We start from the raw sequence: 16,972 nt of genomic DNA, 5'->3' as shown, positions 1-16,972 counted from the left end.
GCTAGCATGAGCGCTTCTCTGTTCTGGAAGTGCCCATGCCCGCGTTTAATCACCCTCGCCCCCATACTGAAACCCTGGCCAACGGCTTGCGGGTGACGCTGCGTCATGCCCCGAATTTGAAGCGCTGCGCGGCGGCATTGCGGGTTGCTGCGGGGAGCCACGATGTGCCGCTGGCATGGCCTGGCCTGGCGCATTTTCTTGAGCACTTGCTGTTTCTCGGTACCGAGCGTTTTCCTGCGGGCCAAGGGTTGATGGCGTACGTTCAGAGCCATGGCGGCCAAGTGAATGCGCGGACCAGTGAACGCAACACGGATTACTTTTTCGAATTGTCGCCCGAGGCGTTTGCCGGTGGTCTGGAACGTTTGTCAGACATGCTCGCGCATCCGCGTATGAATCCGGACGATCAGCAGCGGGAACGAGAAGTGCTGCATGCGGAGTTTGTCGCGTGGTCGCAGGATCCAGTGGCGCAACAGCGACTGGCTTTGTTCGAGGGGCTCTCCGAGACTCATCCGCTGCGGGGTTTCCACGCTGGCAATCGCGACAGCCTGCCCCTTGGGCAACCCGAGTTTCAGCACGCTTTGCAACATTTTCATCAGCGCTTCTACCAGACCGGACAGATGACTTTGAGCCTTGCCGGCCCGCAGAGTCTCGATGAATTGCGGGTGATGGCCGAAGCCTTTGGTGCGGTTGTTGCCCAAGGTGAAAAAGTCCCGCAACCCCTTCCCACGCCGCTGCTGACGACGTCAGACAGAAGCTATCAACAGGCTGACGAACGTCGGCTCGATTTACTGTTTGCCCTTGAATCGCTGCCCGACTCTTGCACCGAAGCACTGGAATTCCTGTGCCATTGGCTCAATGCCGAGAAACCGGGGGGCTTGCTCGCGGATTTACGCGAGAAAGGCGTGGCCGAAAAGCTCAAGGCAGAACCGCTGTATCAATTCGCCGGGCAAGCCTTGCTGCACATCGAATTCACATTGCCCTTCGAAGTATCGGCGAGCGACATACCAAGGCGTCTCATGGATTGGCTGAGCTTCTTCGCCCAGCAAGACTGGAGCCGGTTGCGTGAAGAGTACGCTGCCCTGCTCCAGCGCCAGCAACAAGTCAGCAGTGCGTTGCAACTGGCCCGACGGGACAGCGAGCAGCGCGAAGCCGGGTTATCCGGGCACGGTGTTAAAGCCCTGAAGCAAATCCTCAAACAGATTGGCGCGGTGGATAACTTCAGCGGTTCATGGCAACTGCCCGCACCCAATCCATTCCTGAACACCGAGCCGCCAGCCACCAACGCCGGACTGATTCGCGGCCAGACCAGCGCCCACCGTGGTCTGCGCACTTTCGCCCAAGACCGCTCGCGCAGTCGTCGCGAACGTTCGCCAATGCAATTCAGCCAGGCGTTGCCGGACAACGGCATTGAAGGTGCGATTTATCTACGCTGGCGTCTGCTCTTGACGCCCGACAGCCATCTTCAATCGCGGCTCGACAGCGCGCTGCGTCCGCTACGCGAAGATGCACGTCAGGCGGGTGTGGACTTTTCCTTCAACGTTTCGGGAAATGAGTGGCTTCTGAAGATGACCGGCTTGCAGGAGCCGATGCCCATCATCCTGGAGCACGCGCTGAAAGCGCTGACAACGCCTGATGCCGTGGTCGTACAGCCAGAACCTGCAAGCGTTGCGCTGATTCCGATTCGACAATTGCTCAAGGCATTGCCTGACCACTGTCTTGGCCACACCGCTAACTCGGACGACATGCAGCAACTCTGGGCGAGTGCACGCTGGGACGGTCTGGCGATTGGCCTGTCCGCCCAGACTCAAGCGGCCATGGGCCTCGCTTTGAGCCGCATTCCCGGAACGCCGGACAATCAGCAGACCCCGCCGCTTTCGATCCCATCACAACGCCTATGGAGCATTGTCGATACCGATTCGAGCGAGCATGCGATCCTGCTGTACTGTCCGACTTCAACCACTGAACTGGCCGACGAAGCCGCGTGGCGTTTGCTGGCACATATCTGCCAGACGTCGTTCTACCAGCGTCTGCGAGTGGAGTTGCAGCTAGGTTATGCCGTGTTCAGCGCGCTGCGGCAGATTCATGGGCAAACCGGGCTGCTATTCGGTGTGCAATCACCGAGCGTGGCACCAGTGGACCTGTTGCAGCACATTGAGCAGTTCCTCGGCAGTTTGCCGCAGCGGATCAATGCCATCGACGACAGCGCTTTCATCGCCCAGCGTCAGATTCTGGCTGGCCAGTTTTCAAGCACCGCATTGCCCGTCGTCGAGGCAGCCGAGTTGTTGTGGCAAGCCAAACTGGCGGGCCGCTCGTCGGATTATCTGACACAGTTGCCCGAAGCAATTTTGCTGATCGACCGCCCCCTTTTGCTGGCTGCCGCACAGCGATTGAATCAAGCCGAGGGCGGCTGGCACTGCCTGGCCAACGGCATCGCACCGGGCGCACCTTGGCAAGCGACATAATGATCATTACCAGGGCTGCAACGAGCTTTCTCAAAGTTTCACGGGCAATCCCTCTGAAATTTTGAGTAACATAGCAGCCTAACTATTTGGAACATCTCTGACTTGAGGTGGACTATACCTATAGATAGCGCTGTCCTTACCCTACCTGAAGGAGTTCAATTTATGGCCTGGACCAAACCGGCTTACACCGACCTGCGTATCGGCTTTGAAGTCACCATGTACTTCGCAAGCCGCTAATCGCTGCCTTGGCAGTTGAGCAGCACAACGCCTCGGATATCCGAGGCGTTTTATTTTCAGCGTTGAAATGATGGAGCGCCCATGTTTGTCCAGATTCTAGGTTCCGCTGCCGGCGGCGGTTTCCCCCAGTGGAACTGTAACTGCGTGAACTGCGCAGGTTTTCGCGACGGCAGCCTGCGGGCCAAGGCGCGGACGCAATCGTCCATCGCGATCTCCGATGACGGCGTGAACTGGGTGCTGTGCAACACCTCCCCGGACATTCGCGCCCAGCTCCAGAGCTTCGCTCCGATGCAACCGGGCCGTGCCCTGCGCGATACCGGGATCAGCGCCATCATCCTCATGGACAGCCAGATCGACCACACCACCGGCCTGCTCATGCTGCGTGAAGGTTGCCCGCATCAGGTCTGGTGTACGGACATGGTCCATGAAGACCTGAGCAGCGGCTTTCCGCTGTTCAACATGCTCAACCACTGGAATGGCGGGCTGACCTGGAACCGCATTGAACTCGACCAGAGTTTCAGCGTGCCAGCCTGCCCGAACCTGCGTTTCACCCCACTGCCCCTGCGTAGCGCCGCGCCGCCCTACTCCCCGCATCGTTTCGATCCGCATCCGGGCGACAACATCGGCCTGATCGTCGAGGACCTCAACACCGGTGGCAAATTGTTCTATGCACCGGGCCTGGGCAAGGTTGATGCGTCATTGCTGGAGATCATGGCCGGCAGTGATTGCCTGCTGGTGGACGGCACCTTGTGGGACGATGACGAAATGCAGCGCCGGGGCGTCGGCACCCGTACCGGTCGCGAGATGGGGCACCTGGCGCAAAACGGCCCTGGTGGCATGCTCGAAGTGCTTGAGCAACTGCCCAAACAGCGCAAGGTGCTTATCCACATCAACAATACCAATCCGATTCTTGATGAGGATTCGCCGCAGCGTGCAGAGCTGGATCGGCGCCAGGTTGAAGTGGCGTATGACGGCATGAGCATTGTGCTGTAGCTGATGGCCCCATCGCTGGCAAGCCAGCTCCCACTGGGATTGATCGTGCACGCGAAATCTGTGGCGCAACACAAAACCTGTGGGAGCTGGCTAGCCAGCGATGGCGCCAGACCAGACACCAAAGAATCCACCGGTTGTACTCCGGAGCACCGCAATGACTGACACTGCAATGTCCCCAGCCGAATTCGAAGCGGCCCTGCGCGCCAAAGGCGCCTTCTACCACATCCACCACCCCTACCACGTGGCGATGTATGAAGGTCGCGCTAGCCGTGAGCAGATCCAGGGTTGGGTCGCCAACCGCTTTTACTATCAAGTGAACATCCCGCTCAAGGATGCTGCCATTCTGGCCAACTGCCCGGACCGCGAGATCCGTCGCGAGTGGATTCAGCGCCTGCTCGACCATGATGGCGCACCGGGGGAAGACGGCGGCATTGAAGCCTGGCTGCGTCTGGGTCAAGCCGTCGGCCTGGACCCGGATCAACTGCGTTCGCAAGAGCTGGTGCTCCCCGGCGTGCGTTTCGCGGTGGATGCCTACGTCAACTTCGCCCGTCGCGCCAGCTGGCAGGAAGCCGCCAGCAGCTCGCTGACCGAACTGTTCGCACCACAAATCCACCAGTCGCGCCTGGACAGTTGGCCCCAGCATTACCCATGGATCGACCCGGCCGGCTACGAGTATTTCCGCACCCGCCTGGGTCAAGCGCGGCGTGATGTCGAGCACGGTCTGGCGATCACCCTTGAGCACTACAAGACCCGTGAAGGCCAGGAGCGCATGCTGGAAATTCTCCAGTTCAAACTGGACATTCTTTGGAGCATGCTCGATGCCATGAGCATGGCCTACGAACTGCAACGCCCGCCATATCACAGCGTGACCCGTGAGCGGGTCTGGCACAAAGGAATCACTTTATGAGCTTTGATCGCAGCAAGACGCCGAGCTGGCGTCCCGGCTACCGTTTCCAGTACGAACCGGCGCAGAAAGGCCACGTGCTGCTGTATCCGGAAGGCATGATTAAACTCAATGAAAGCGCCGCGTTGATCGGTGGCTTGATTGATGGCGAGCGGGATGTCGCGGCGATCATCGAGGCGCTTGACCAGCAGTTCCCCGGCGTGCCCGAGCTCGGTGACGACATCGAGCAATTCATGGAGGTTGCCCGTGCGCAGCACTGGATCGAACTTGCCTGAGTCATCGGTGCAAGTACCGCCCAAACCCGAGATCGGCCTGCCGCTGTGGCTGTTGGCTGAGCTGACGTACCGCTGCCCGCTGCAATGCCCGTACTGCTCCAACCCGTTGGACTTTGCTGAACAGGGCAAGGAGCTGAGCACCGAACAGTGGATCAAGGTGTTTCGTGAAGCGCGGGAAATGGGCGCGGCGCAGCTGGGTTTTTCCGGTGGCGAACCGCTGGTGCGTCAGGACCTCGCCGAGCTGATCGGCGAAGCACGCAAATTGGGTTTCTACACCAATCTGATCACCTCCGGCATCGGCCTCACCGAACAGAAAATCAGTGACTTCAAGAAGGCCGGCCTCGATCACATCCAGATCAGTTTCCAGGCCAGCGACGAGCAGGTGAACAACTTGCTGGCCGGCTCGAAAAAGGCTTTCGCGCAGAAACTGGAAATGGCCCGTGCGGTGAAAGCCCACGGCTATCCGATGGTGCTGAACTTCGTCACCCATCGGCACAACATCGACAAGATCGACCGCATCATCGAGCTGTGCATCGCCCTTGAAGCGGACTTCGTCGAACTCGCCACGTGCCAGTTCTATGGTTGGGCGCAGCTCAATCGTGTCGGACTTTTACCGACCAAAGAGCAACTGCTGCGCGCCGAACGCATCACCAATGAATACCGGGCCAAACTGGAAGCCGAAGGGCATCCGTGCAAATTGATTTTCGTCACGCCGGACTATTACGAAGAACGCCCGAAAGCCTGTATGAATGGCTGGGGCAGTATTTTTCTGACAGTAACGCCGGACGGAACCGCCTTGCCGTGTCACGGTGCCCGACAGATGCCGGTGCAGTTTCCCAATGTGCGCGACCACAGCATGCAACACATCTGGTATGACTCGTTCGGTTTCAACCGTTTTCGCGGCTATGACTGGATGCCCGAGCCGTGCCGTTCCTGCGACGAGAAAGAAAAAGACTTCGGCGGCTGTCGCTGTCAGGCATTCATGCTCACCGGTGACGCGAGCAACGCCGATCCGGTGTGCAGCAAATCCGCCCATCACGGCGTAATCCTCAAGGCCCGCGAAGAAGCCGAGCACGCCACCCAGACCATCGAACAACTGGCCTTTCGCAATGAACGAAACTCACGCCTCATCGCCAAAAGCTGAACCTCTGAGCGCCGCCAAAGCAGTAGCGGCCGGTATCGACTTTGCCGAGTTACAGGTTGGCCCACACGGCTTGTTCTGGAATGAATATCGTCCGGAGGACGCCGCGTGCCGAGTCTGGCACTGGCAAGCTGGCACAGCGACGTGCCTGACACCGCCCGGGTTCAGCGTGCGCAGTCGGGTGTACGAATATGGCGGTGGAGCGTTTTGTCTGACTGCCGACGGCATCGTCTTCGTCAATGAGGCTGACCAGCAACTGTATCGTCAATCGCTCCAGGGCGAGACGCCAGAAAGGCTGACCTGCGGTACCTGCCGTTACGGTGATTTGCAGTTCGCCAATGGTCAGGTGCTGACGGTTGAGGAAAACGGCAACCAGCACCGTTTGGTCGCGATCGATCTGGCGGACGGCACGCGACACCTGCTGGCCGAAGGCGCCGACTTCTACGCGGCCCCGACCCTCAGTCCTGACGCTCATCGACTGGCCTGGATAGAGTGGAGCCGCCCACATCAGCCGTGGACCGCAACCCGCTTGATGGTTGCCGAGCGCCTGACCGATAACACCTTCGGCCCGGCCCGCTGCGTGGCCGGAGACAATGCTGAAGAATCCCTGCAACAACCGAGATTCGATAACGCCGGTCGGTTGTTTTGCCTGACGGATCGGGGCGGGTACTGGCAACCGTGGGTGGAAGCGGAAAACGCTCTGACCCCACTGCCAAGCGCTGCCGCCGATTATGGTCCGGCACCCTGGCAACTCGGTGGCTGCACCTGGTTACCCCTGAATGATGGCGACTATCTGGCGAGCTGGACAGAAGACGGTTTCGGTCGATTGGGCCTGTGTGGTCATTCCACGCAAGACTATTCCAGCGATTACAGCCGCTTCCGCCACCTCGCCATCGATGCGCAGTTCATTTACTGCATCGCCGCCTCACCGGTCAGTTCGGCTGCGGTGATCGCGATCGATCGCCAGTCGCAAAAGGTAAACGTGCTGGCCGGAGGTGTCACTCCGCTGCCCGCTGAAAGAATCAGTCGCCCGCAGACCCTGCGTTACCCAAGCGGTTCGGGCGAGGCTCACGGTTTCTTCTATCCGGCAATGACCGGGGAAGCGAAACCACCGTTGGTGGTGTTCATCCATGGTGGCCCGACTTCGGCGTGCTATCCGATGCTCGACCCGCGAATTCAGTACTGGACACAACGCGGTTTCGCCGTGGCAGATCTCAACTACCGCGGCAGCAGTGGCTATGGCCGAGCCTACCGCCAGGCTTTGCATTTGAGTTGGGGTGAGGTGGATGTCGAAGATGCGTGCGCGGTGGTCAGCCATCTCGCCGATCGTGGCTTGATCAATGGCGACAAAGCGTTCATCCGCGGCGGCAGCGCAGGTGGCTACACCACGCTGTGCGCACTGGCCTTTCACAACGTGTTCCGCGCCGGCGCCAGCCTTTACGGGGTCAGCGATCCGGTGGCATTGGGCCGGGCTACCCACAAGTTCGAAGGCGACTACCTCGATTGGCTGATCGGCGATCCAGTGCAGGACGCCCAGCGCTATGCCGCGCGCACACCGTTATTGCACGCCGACAACATTCGCGTGCCGGTGATCTTTTTCCAAGGGGAACTGGACGCCGTGGTCGTGCCTCAGCAGACCCGCGATATGGTCGAAGCCTTGCAGAACAACGGCCTCCTGGTCGAAGCGCATTACTACGCGGATGAACGTCACGGTTTCCGCAAGGCCGGTAACCAGGCCCATGCGCTGGAGCAGGAGTGGTCGTTTTATCGGCGAGTGATGAATCTGCCGCTGTAAATCAACGCTTGGCGATGATGTACACCGCGTGCACGATCCCCGGAATGTAGCCGCACAGCGTCAGCAAAATATTCAGCCAGAACGCCCCGCCGAATCCTACTTGCAGAAACACGCCCAGTGGCGGCAACAAGATAGCGATGATGATGCGAATGAAGTCCATGGGCAGCTCCTGATTGAATGGGGCTCATGCAAGCCCTACAGCTAATCGACCCTTGCCGTTGGTCAGGGTTCAGCCGGATTCCTCAGGCCAGTATCTCCAGACCATGTTTCTGAACGATGCTCAGCAGCTTCAGCGCCATGCCGCTGGGATGTTTATCCCCTGATTCCCACTGTTTGACCGTAGAAGCGCTGGTGTTCAGGTAACGCGCGAACACCGGTTGGCTGACATTGTTGCGTTCACGTAGCGCCTTGATCTGTTCAGCCGGTATCGCGTCCGGTACGTTCGCCAGGCACGACGCATCGAATTCGCGCATGGTCGCCTTGCTGATTGCGCCGATGGCATACAAGGCACTGGCAGATTCGTGGATTGATTCAAACGCCTCGCTCTTGAATTTCTTACTCATAAAAAATCTCCGTAAACTCCCTCGTATCCAGTAAATACTGGATTTGCAACTCTGTCAGTCCCTCGTCGGTCTTGGCCATTTTCCGAAACGCGATCAGCTCGGTATGACTGATATTGCTCTGATTCTTTTTGGCATACATGAACTGGTAAACCCAGTATTCACCACCCCTCGCCAAAACAATCGAGCGATGGCGATTGGAGTTCAAGCGTTTCTTCCAGACCCCGCCGCCGAGATTATCCGCCTGCCCTTTGAGCATTTCGAGGAAGGCCTCTCGAAGCTCATCATCTCCAATCCATGCCTTTCCGGCGACCATTGCAAAGCATTTCGTCTTGAAAAGCCTTTGTGACATTGGCATCCCTTCCCCAAAAACATACCACTGTGTGGTATAGAGCTCAAAGCCAACCGTGATGGTTGAGCGGGTATCGACATTCCCTGTCGGCACCTTTAAAAAGCCATTTATACGATCAAGTCTCAAGCCGAATTTGCCCCATGGCAAAACCCCGCCACAAAAAAACGCCCCACGCCAAAAAAAATCAGGCGCAGGGCGTGCGTATTACCGCGAGACGGTTCTGGAATGTGTGCAGGACGCGTCTGATCAGACGGCAATCCCTTTACGGCATTGCAATTGCGCGGTGCGCACACGGGAGAAAGCGCGGGCCAGGCGCAGGAGCATTTCATCGATATTGGCCATGCTGACGGTCAGCGCCGGGGTGAAGCGCAGGCAGTCCGGTTGCGGAGCGTTGAGCAGCAAGCCTTCAAACAAGGCTGCGTTGACGACGGCATCAGCAGAATCGTCGGATAGAGTCAGCCCCCAAAGCAGCCCCTGGCCGCGCAGTTCGCCGTGACCGTAACGATGGGACAAACGCTGCAAACCTTCGCGCAGGTGCAGGGCGGATTCCCCGACATGTTCGAGAAATCCTTTGTCCTGCACACTGTCGAGCACCGCCAGACCCGCCGCGGTCATCAGTGCATTGCCGTGATGGGTGCCGCCCAGTTCGCCAGTGTCGAAACAGCAAGCCTTGCCCCGCGCCAGCAATGCGGCCAAGGGCACCCCACCGCCCAGCCCTTTGCCGAGGACGACGATATCGGCGCGCACACCGTAGGACTGTTCGGCGAGCAAGGTGCCGCAGCGACCCAATCCGGTTTGCACTTCGTCGAGAATCAACAGGATCCCCAGCTCCCGACACAGACGTTCGACGCCTTTGAGATAATGCGCCGTGGCCGCAATCACTCCGGCTTCGCTCTGAATCGGTTCGAGCATGATCGCCACGGTTCGCTCGTCAACAGCCGCGTGCAGCGCCGGAAGATCGTTGTAGGGAACATGGCTGAAGCCTGGCAGCTGCGGTTCAAATCGGTTGGCCAAAGTCGAACTGTCCGACGCCGAGATCGTCGCCAGGCTACGACCATGGCAGCCGTTATTGGCGACGATGATCCGCGAAGCGCCGCCGCGATGCTGTTGGCCCCATTTGCGCGCCAATTTGATCGCGGCCTCACAGGCTTCGCTGCCCGTGTTGAGCATGTAAGCCTGATCGCTGCCGGTACTCAGGCACAAACGCTCGGCGAGGTTGAGCATGCCGCGGTTATGCAGGCTGAAACCGGGATTGATCAGCGCCTGCGCCTGCGCCGTGATGGCATTGACCAGTGCTTTGGGACTGTGGCCCAGGCTGTTGGCCCCGCCGCCCTGGGAAAAATCCAGATACGCGCGATCATCGCTGTCCCACAACCACGAACCTTGGCCGCGGACAAAAATCTGATGGGGCCGCTCGACACTGGGCATCAGGCACTCACTGGAGAGGTTTTCGTAACTGGAGGGGAAGGAAGCACCCGCCACCAGATCATCAATCGATGGCGAAGCGCGCCGCAGGCTGAACAGATTCATGGGTTCAACCTGCGTTTCAGGTGTTTTGCGTTACCTATGCAAACAACAGCGAAGCCAATGCTCTTCATCGCCTTTTCTGGCCCTGCAAGCCTTATGAATGCAGTTAGACTAGGCTCAGTCCCAGTGTTGAACCATTTCGATTTACCAGCATTTTCAATAAGAATTACTTATGGATTTTAAGCAACTGCGTTATTTCGTCGCGGTGTATGAAGAGGGCCACGTCGGGCGTGCCGCCGAACGACTTTCAATCTCTCAACCGGCGCTTTCACAACAGATCCGCCATCTCGAACAGACCCTCGATGTGAGCCTGTTCGAACGCAGCAGCAAACGCCTGTTGCCGACCCTGGCGGCCCATACGCTGTACAACCACGCCCTGCCCTTGCTCGATGGTCTGCAGCGGGCGCGCGAAGCATTGGGCAATTTCAAGGGGCAGGCGCTGCGTACGCTGGCCATTGGCGTTTTGCAAACGGTGCACACCAGCCTTGTGCCGCAGATGCTCGAACGCGTGCGCAAAGCCCAGCCACATCTGGTGGTGCAGATCTATGAACTGACAGGACTGGAAATCGAACGTCGGTTGCTCAATGGCTCGCTGGATATCGGCATCAGCTATCTGCCCCCCCGGCAACCTGGGCTACATGGCGTGATGCTGTATGAGGATGAACTGACGCTTGTCATCCCCGCGGAGCACCCCTTGCGGGAATTCAAGAAAGTCTCGATGAGTCAGGCTGCGCAATTGCCGATGTTGCTATTGGGTGAGGAGTTTCAGATACGCCAGATTTGGCAGGCGCAATTGGCCAATCTGGGACGACGTCCGCAGGTGCAGGCTGAATTGAACAACATGGCGGGGATTCTCGACAGCCTGCCGCACACACAATTGGCAACGGTATTGCCCGGACGCTCGCAAAAAACCCATGGCAACAACGACCTGCTGTGGAAACCGCTCAGTGAGCCGCGGGTACCGTTGAAAGTGGGGTTGGTGTGTCGCGATGTGCAACGGCAGCAAGCCTCGCTGGCGTTGTTACGTACGCTGCTCGAAGAGGTGATAAATCGACCAGAAGATCGCTTGAATAACTCGCCAGCACTGGACGGACTTGGCTGAGTACTTTTTCGCAGGCATAAGAAAACCCCGCCGAAGCGGGGCTTTGCAGACTGTTTCCCTGACATCCATTTCACTCCGCCGTCCTGGCAGAATCCTACGTGTCCGTGTTGTTGCTTTGCGCTTCCTGCGCTACGTCCATGTGAAGTAGATTAGCCGTGGATCCAATCTGCATCTATGGGAGATAGGCAGCACGTCATGTAAGAGAAAGCTTACATGACGTTACATTGTCAGAACTGTGCGGCATCCAGCAGGAAAAGCGACTCACTCCCGGCCTTCACCGACGCGCTCAACGAGTGGATACGCGGCAGCAGGCGTGCGAAATAGAACCGCGCCGTGCCGAGTTTGCTGGCGTAGAAATCGTCCTGCGCTTCTTTGCCGAGAGCGGCCTTGGCCATCAGTGCCCACATGTAGGCGTAAGCGACATAACCGAACGCTTGCAGATACTCGACCGATGCCGCGCCGATTTCATTCGGGTTGGATTTTGCCCGGTCAAGCAACCACGCGGTCAGTTCGTCGAGCGTGGTCACAGCGTCGTTCAACGGTTTGGTGAACTCGGCAAGATCGGCGCTGGCAGTGGCCGTGAAGTGACGAATTTCGTCAGCGAACAGGTTGTAGAACACCCCGCCGCTGCCAACGATCTTGCGCCCGACCAGGTCCAGTGCCTGGATGCCGTTGGTGCCTTCGTAGATCTGGGTGATGCGAACATCGCGAACCAGTTGTTCCTGACCCCACTCGCGGATGTAGCCGTGACCTCCGAAAACCTGCTGGCCGTGCACTGTGGTTTCCAGGCCGAGATCAGTCAGGAACGCCTTGGCCACGGGAGTCAACAACGCCACCAGATCCTCCGCACGCTTGCGGGTCGCGGCGTCTTCGCTGAACTTGGCGGTGTCCAGTTGCATGGCCACGTAAGTCGAGAACGCACGACCGCCTTCGTTCGAAGCTTTCATGGTCAACAGCATGCGACGTACATCCGGGTGGACGATGATCGGATCGGCCACTTTGTCCTTGTTCTGCGCGCCGGTCGGCGAACGGCTTTGCAGTCGGTCGCGGGCGTACTCCACAGCGTTCTGATAGGAGCGCTCGCCAGAAGCCAGGCCCTGGATGCCAACCCCCAGACGCTCGTAGTTCATCATGGTGAACATCGCCGCCAGGCCTTTGTTCGGCTCGCCGACCAGATAACCCACAGCCTCATCGAAGTTCATCACGCAGGTCGCCGACGCCTGGATGCCCATCTTGTGCTCGATCGAGCCGCAATTGGCCGGGTTGCGCGCGCCCAGGCTGCCATCGGCATTGACCATGAACTTCGGCACCAGGAACAGCGAGATACCTTTCGGACCGGCCGGAGCATCCGGCAGCTTGGCGAGTACCAGGTGGATGATGTTTTCGGTGAGGTCGTGCTCACCACCGGTGATGAAGATCTTGGTGCCGCTGACTTTGTAGGAACCGTCAGCCTGTGGCTCGGCCTTGGTGCGAATGATGCCCAGGTCCGTACCGGCATGCGGCTCGGTCAGGCACATGGAACCGGCCCAGACACCGGCGTACATGTTTGGCAGGTACGCGGCTTTCAGTTCTTCGCTGGCGTGGGCGTTGATCGACAGGCAAGCACCGGCGGTCAGCATCGGGTACAAACCGAACGACAGGCTGGCGGAGTTGACCATCTCTTCGACCTGGGCCGACACGGCTTTGGGCATGCCCATGCCGCCGTAGGCAGGATCGCCACCGACCCCGACCCAACCGCCTTCAGCATAAGTCTGATAAGCCTGTGGGAAACCGGCCGGCGTGGTGACAGCACCGTCTGCCCAATGGCAACCTTCTTCGTCGGCCGCACGGCTCAGGGGCGCGATGCTTTTGCTGGTGACCTTGCCGGCTTCTTCGAGAATGGCTTCGACGGTCTCAGCATCGACGGAATCCGCCAGCGCCGGCAGCTCGGCCCAGAGTTTGGCGACCTCGAAAACTTCATTGAGGACGAAGCGCATATCGCGCAGGGGCGCTTTGTAGTCAGCCATGGCAAACCTCGCAAGATCTAAACAGGTAATTCGTAGGTGTGGTGTTTTCGTTGGGTCCGAGTGTAACCCAACAACTTTTGCGACACATAGGGTCAGCCAGTGACTGTTTTGTTATTTTTGGTCACCAGCATTTCAGCTGAGACAGTACTCGCCTGCCAGAACGCATTCGCGGGCAAGCCTCGCTCCTACAGGCCGTGTCGCACGCATTTCACGTGGACGACATAGAACCGTAGGAGCGAGGCTTGCCCGCGAAGCTTTTCAATCCTGATCGTCAGAGCGCAAACAACTCCGCCGGCAGCTTCATCAGGCAATCGCTGCCCGCCTCGATCGCTGCCCGATGCGCGGCAGTGCGTGGCAACAGTCGCTTGAAGTAAAACTCGTTGGTCGCCAGTTTGCCCCGGCAGAAATCGGCATCGCCACTGCCCGATTCCAATTGTGCCTGCGCCACCAACGCCATCCGCAACCACAAGTATCCGAGGATGATGTAACCGCTGTACATCAGGTAATCCACTGATGCCGCGCCGACTTCGTCCGGATTTTTCATCGCAGCCATGCCGACCTGAGTGGTCAATTCGCCCCACTGCCGGTTCAGTTCGTTGAGTTGGGCCACATAAACCGCCAACTGCGGGTGCGCGGCATTCGCCGCACAGAATTTGTGGACGATTTTGGTGAAACCGCGCAGTAGCTTGCCCTGGCTGCCGAGGACCTTACGCCCGAGCAGGTCCAGCGCCTGAATACCGTTAGTGCCTTCATAGATCGGTGCGATGCGGCAATCACGCACCAGTTGTTCCATACCCCACTCACGGATGAAACCGTGCCCGCCAAATACCTGCATGCCGTGATTGGTCACCTCCAGGCCGGTGTCGGTCATGAAGGCCTTGCAGATAGGCGTCAGGAACGCCAACAGGTCTTCGGCGTCCTGGCGCGCTGTTTCATCCGCGCTCAGGTGCGCGACATCCAGCAATTGTGCGGTGAAGTAGGTCAGCGCGCGGTTGCCTTCGTTGAAAGCCTTCATGGTCAGCAACATCCGCCGTACATCGGGGTGCACGATAATTGGGTCGGCGGCTTTCTCCGGCGCTTTGGGTCCCGTCAGCGAGCGCATCTGCAAACGGTCGTTGGCGTACCTGATCGCGCCCTGGAAACTTGCCTCGCCCAGACACAAGCCTTGCATGCCGGTACCCAGCCGCGCATGGTTCATCATGGTGAACATGCAGTTCAGACCCTTGTTCGGTTCGCCGATCAAAAAACCCTGGGCGCCATCGAAATTCAGCACGCAGGTGGCCGAGGCCTTGATGCCCATTTTGTGTTCGATCGAGCCACAGGAGACGCCGTTGCGCTGGCCCGCTTCACCCGCTGCATCGGGCAAAAACTTGGGCACGATAAACAGCGAAATGCCTTTGGTCCCCGCCGGCGCATCCGGCAGTTTCGCCAGTACCAGGTGAATGATGTTGTCGCTCATGTCGTGCTCGCCGGCGGAGATGAAAATCTTGCTGCCGGAGATTGCGTAGCTGCCGTCGGCCTGAGGTACGGCGCGTGTCTTGATGATGCCCAGATCGGTGCCGCAATGAGCTTCGGTCAGGCACATGGTGCCGGTCCATTGGCCGGCGGTGAGTTTGCTCAAGTAAGTCTGTTTCTGTTCTTCGGTGCCGTGAGCATGGATCGCCGACATGGCACCGTGGGTCAGGCCGGGGTACATGCCCCATGAGGTGTTGCTCGAACCGACCATTTCACTGATGACCAGCCCCAGAGAGCTGGGCAAACCCTGGCCGCCGTAAGCCGGATCCGCCGCCAGACCATGCCAGCCACCCTCGACATATTGAGCGAAAGCCTGCTTGAACCCCGCAGGCGTGGTGACCTTGCCATTGTCGAAATGGCAGCCTTCTTCGTCGCCGCTACGGTTGAGCGGGGAGAGCACGTTTTCACAAAACTTCGCGCCCTCTTCCAGGATCGCACTCACCATGTCCGGGCTGGCATCGGTAGCCCCCAATGCGGCGTAGCTGCCGTGAAAATCGAAGACATGGTCGATCAAAAAGCGCATGTCGCGCAGGGGAGCTTTGTACTCAGGCATGGTCATTTCTCCGTCAGCAGATTTCTCCAACCTACTGCCGTCGACCACGCCCCACAATCACAGTGCAGACGCTGAATGCGCCATCATCACTCAACCGTAGCGGCGTCCATGCGCACGGCGCCACGACGGTTCTGCCCGAACGCCATCACGCAGTTGCGCCCCGCGCCCTTGGCGCTGTACAGCGCCTGGTCGGCTGATTTGAGCACCTCTTCCGGGGTGCGCTGGTCGATCCGCTCGGCGACTCCGATACTGACGGTCACCGACACGCTCGACGCACCGGATCCTGCACGGCGTTGGCGCCCCTGGTTGTCATCTTGCGGGCGGCTGTCCTGATTGCGCAGGTGAATGTTGTAGGTGGCGATGGATTCGCGGATGACTTCCAGGTGCGGCATGCATTCTTCGAGGGTTTTGCCTGCAAACACCAGGGCGAATTCCTCGCCACCGTAGCGATACGCCTTACCGCCGCCACCGATTTTCGACAGCTTGCTGGCGACCAATCGCAGCACCTGATCGCCGACATCATGGCCGTGGGTATCGTTGAATTTCTTGAAATGGTCGACGTCGCTCATGGCCAACACATAGTTGCGCCCCAACCGCTGCATGCGTTCATTCAACGCACGACGCCCCGGCAACCCGGTCAGCTCATCGCGGAATGCCATTTGATAGGCTTCGTGCGCAACGGCAGCGGCGATCATCAGCATCACCTGGCTGCACATGATGTTGAGGGTAAACGGCAGAATGAAGGTTTTCGGCAACATCCAGAATAATCCGAGCAAACCCACAAGCTGTGCGGCGTGAAGCGGCCTCGGGTTGCGCCAGTATTGGTATGCCAGCAGCACAAACGATGCGATGAACACTGGATAGGACAGCTGGATCAGGCTCATCCACGCACCGTGCAAGGCCGGCCAGCGAATCTCCGACAACCAGATCAGCAGCGCCTGCGGGTAACTCTGCTCGAGCCCCAATGCCACGCTGCCGACCGCCAGCAACACGGCAAAACGCGCGACCATGTCCTGAAACAAATGTGTTCGTTCTTGCCACGCCGCAAACACGCCGAACAGCAACGGCAACAACAAACAACACAGATGAAAAACCACGGCTGCGTCTTCACGCACCTTGCCGTTGTCGCGGTAGTAATCAGTCTGGGTGTCGAGCAGGAAATAGGCGATGTACACCGTGACCATCAGAAACAGTTCACGCTGGCGTCGGTAGACCGCGCAATATGCACCGCCCAGCAGCAGAACCAGGGTTGGCAGTACGTTGAACAGTGAGGTGAAGAAAACGTTCAGGTCCTTGACGTACGCAGCCGCAAGGCCCGCCAGCAAAAGCAGCAATGACGGTAGGAAATGACTGAAACGTACAGCGGAAGAACGCGGCAAGGGTAAAGCTCCGACCCGTCATATCAATAGATGGCATTGTGCCCACTACTGTAACGGCAGAAACCCCGATTTGCTGAGCGTTTTACTGAGGTATTTTCAATGGAGTTGGCGGCATCGCGATCACCAGTGATGCAAGGAGAAGTCTCGTGGGCGCACGCCAATGCAAAAAAA

Annotated in this window: 15 protein-coding genes; 8 read left to right on the top strand and 7 right to left on the bottom strand. The window is 58.8% G+C overall.

The features are described from left to right. Positions 1-35: 35 nt before the first annotated feature. From pqqF to D8U69_RS19965, 7 genes are all read left to right on the top strand, one after another. Complete coding sequence (pqqF, locus tag D8U69_RS19995) at positions 36-2,462, top strand: pyrroloquinoline quinone biosynthesis protein PqqF (RefSeq protein WP_130907972.1); 2,427 nt, start codon at positions 36-38, stop codon at positions 2,460-2,462. A gap of 162 nt (positions 2,463-2,624) precedes the next feature. After that, the gene (pqqA, locus tag D8U69_RS19990) at positions 2,625-2,699 is read left to right on the top strand and encodes a pyrroloquinoline quinone precursor peptide PqqA (RefSeq protein WP_003444522.1); all 75 of its coding nucleotides are present in this window, start codon (positions 2,625-2,627) and stop codon (positions 2,697-2,699) included. An 81-nt stretch (positions 2,700-2,780) separates the two neighbouring features. After that, positions 2,781-3,692 carry a pyrroloquinoline quinone biosynthesis protein PqqB gene (pqqB, locus tag D8U69_RS19985; protein WP_056853557.1) on the top strand — a complete coding sequence of 304 codons (912 nt, stop codon included), beginning with the start codon at positions 2,781-2,783 and terminating at the stop codon, positions 3,690-3,692. 154 nt (positions 3,693-3,846) lie between these two features. Next, positions 3,847-4,599 (top strand): pyrroloquinoline-quinone synthase PqqC, encoded by a 753-nt coding sequence (gene pqqC / locus D8U69_RS19980; RefSeq protein WP_130907971.1) that lies wholly within the window; start codon positions 3,847-3,849, stop codon positions 4,597-4,599. After that, positions 4,596-4,871 carry a pyrroloquinoline quinone biosynthesis peptide chaperone PqqD gene (pqqD, locus tag D8U69_RS19975; RefSeq protein ID WP_056853559.1) on the top strand — a complete coding sequence of 92 codons (276 nt, stop codon included), beginning with the start codon at positions 4,596-4,598 and terminating at the stop codon, positions 4,869-4,871. Before pqqC ends, pqqD begins: the two co-directional genes overlap by 4 nt. Next, on the top strand, positions 4,843-6,015 hold the full coding sequence (gene pqqE / locus D8U69_RS19970; RefSeq protein WP_130907970.1) for a pyrroloquinoline quinone biosynthesis protein PqqE: 1,173 nt from the start codon (positions 4,843-4,845) through the stop codon (positions 6,013-6,015). Before pqqD ends, pqqE begins: the two co-directional genes overlap by 29 nt. Next, a complete protein-coding gene (locus D8U69_RS19965) occupies positions 5,981-7,807 on the top strand; it encodes a S9 family peptidase (RefSeq protein WP_130907969.1) in 1,827 nt (608 codons plus the stop codon). The genes pqqE and D8U69_RS19965 overlap by 35 nt, the downstream gene beginning before the upstream one ends. Position 7,808: 1 nt before the next feature. On the opposite strand, the gene D8U69_RS19960 is transcribed toward D8U69_RS19965, so the two are convergent. The 4 genes from D8U69_RS19960 to D8U69_RS19945 all read right to left on the bottom strand — a co-directional run bounded on the left by D8U69_RS19960 (position 7,809) and on the right by D8U69_RS19945 (position 10,249). Continuing rightward, positions 7,809-7,967, bottom strand: a complete 159-nt coding sequence (locus tag D8U69_RS19960; protein ID WP_003228885.1) for a YqaE/Pmp3 family membrane protein — start codon at positions 7,965-7,967, stop codon at positions 7,809-7,811. 82 nt (positions 7,968-8,049) lie between these two features. Further along, a complete protein-coding gene (locus tag D8U69_RS19955; protein ID WP_056853562.1) occupies positions 8,050-8,370 on the bottom strand; it encodes a DNA-binding transcriptional regulator in 321 nt (106 codons plus the stop codon). Beyond that, positions 8,363-8,719: a type II toxin-antitoxin system RelE/ParE family toxin gene (locus D8U69_RS19950; RefSeq protein WP_130907987.1), complete on the bottom strand. Its 357-nt coding sequence runs from the start codon at positions 8,717-8,719 to the stop codon at positions 8,363-8,365. The genes D8U69_RS19955 and D8U69_RS19950 overlap by 8 nt, the downstream gene beginning before the upstream one ends. A gap of 246 nt (positions 8,720-8,965) precedes the next feature. Beyond that, positions 8,966-10,249, bottom strand: a complete 1,284-nt coding sequence (locus D8U69_RS19945) for an aminotransferase class III-fold pyridoxal phosphate-dependent enzyme (RefSeq protein WP_130907968.1) — start codon at positions 10,247-10,249, stop codon at positions 8,966-8,968. A gap of 169 nt (positions 10,250-10,418) precedes the next feature. On the opposite strand from D8U69_RS19945, the gene D8U69_RS19940 reads away from it, so the two are divergent. Next, positions 10,419-11,348: a LysR family transcriptional regulator gene (locus tag D8U69_RS19940; protein WP_130905977.1), complete on the top strand. Its 930-nt coding sequence runs from the start codon at positions 10,419-10,421 to the stop codon at positions 11,346-11,348. Between the two features lie 227 nt (positions 11,349-11,575). On the opposite strand, the gene D8U69_RS19935 is transcribed toward D8U69_RS19940, so the two are convergent. The 3 genes from D8U69_RS19935 to D8U69_RS19925 all read right to left on the bottom strand — a co-directional run bounded on the left by D8U69_RS19935 (position 11,576) and on the right by D8U69_RS19925 (position 16,801). Further along, positions 11,576-13,354 carry an acyl-CoA dehydrogenase C-terminal domain-containing protein gene (locus D8U69_RS19935; protein ID WP_130907967.1) on the bottom strand — a complete coding sequence of 593 codons (1,779 nt, stop codon included), beginning with the start codon at positions 13,352-13,354 and terminating at the stop codon, positions 11,576-11,578. Between the two features lie 271 nt (positions 13,355-13,625). Continuing rightward, entirely contained in the window at positions 13,626-15,422 is a 1,797-nt protein-coding gene (locus tag D8U69_RS19930) for an acyl-CoA dehydrogenase C-terminal domain-containing protein (protein ID WP_056853566.1), read from the bottom strand. 86 nt (positions 15,423-15,508) lie between these two features. Then, complete coding sequence (locus tag D8U69_RS19925) at positions 15,509-16,801, bottom strand: GGDEF domain-containing protein (RefSeq protein WP_056853567.1); 1,293 nt, start codon at positions 16,799-16,801, stop codon at positions 15,509-15,511. Positions 16,802-16,972 lie beyond the last annotated feature (171 nt).

This window comes from Pseudomonas sp. Sample_16, from assembly GCF_004307665.1.
Lineage (GTDB): Bacteria > Pseudomonadota > Gammaproteobacteria > Pseudomonadales > Pseudomonadaceae > Aquipseudomonas.
Note: the sequence above shows the minus strand (reverse complement) of the source record. Positions and strands in the feature narration are given on the sequence as shown.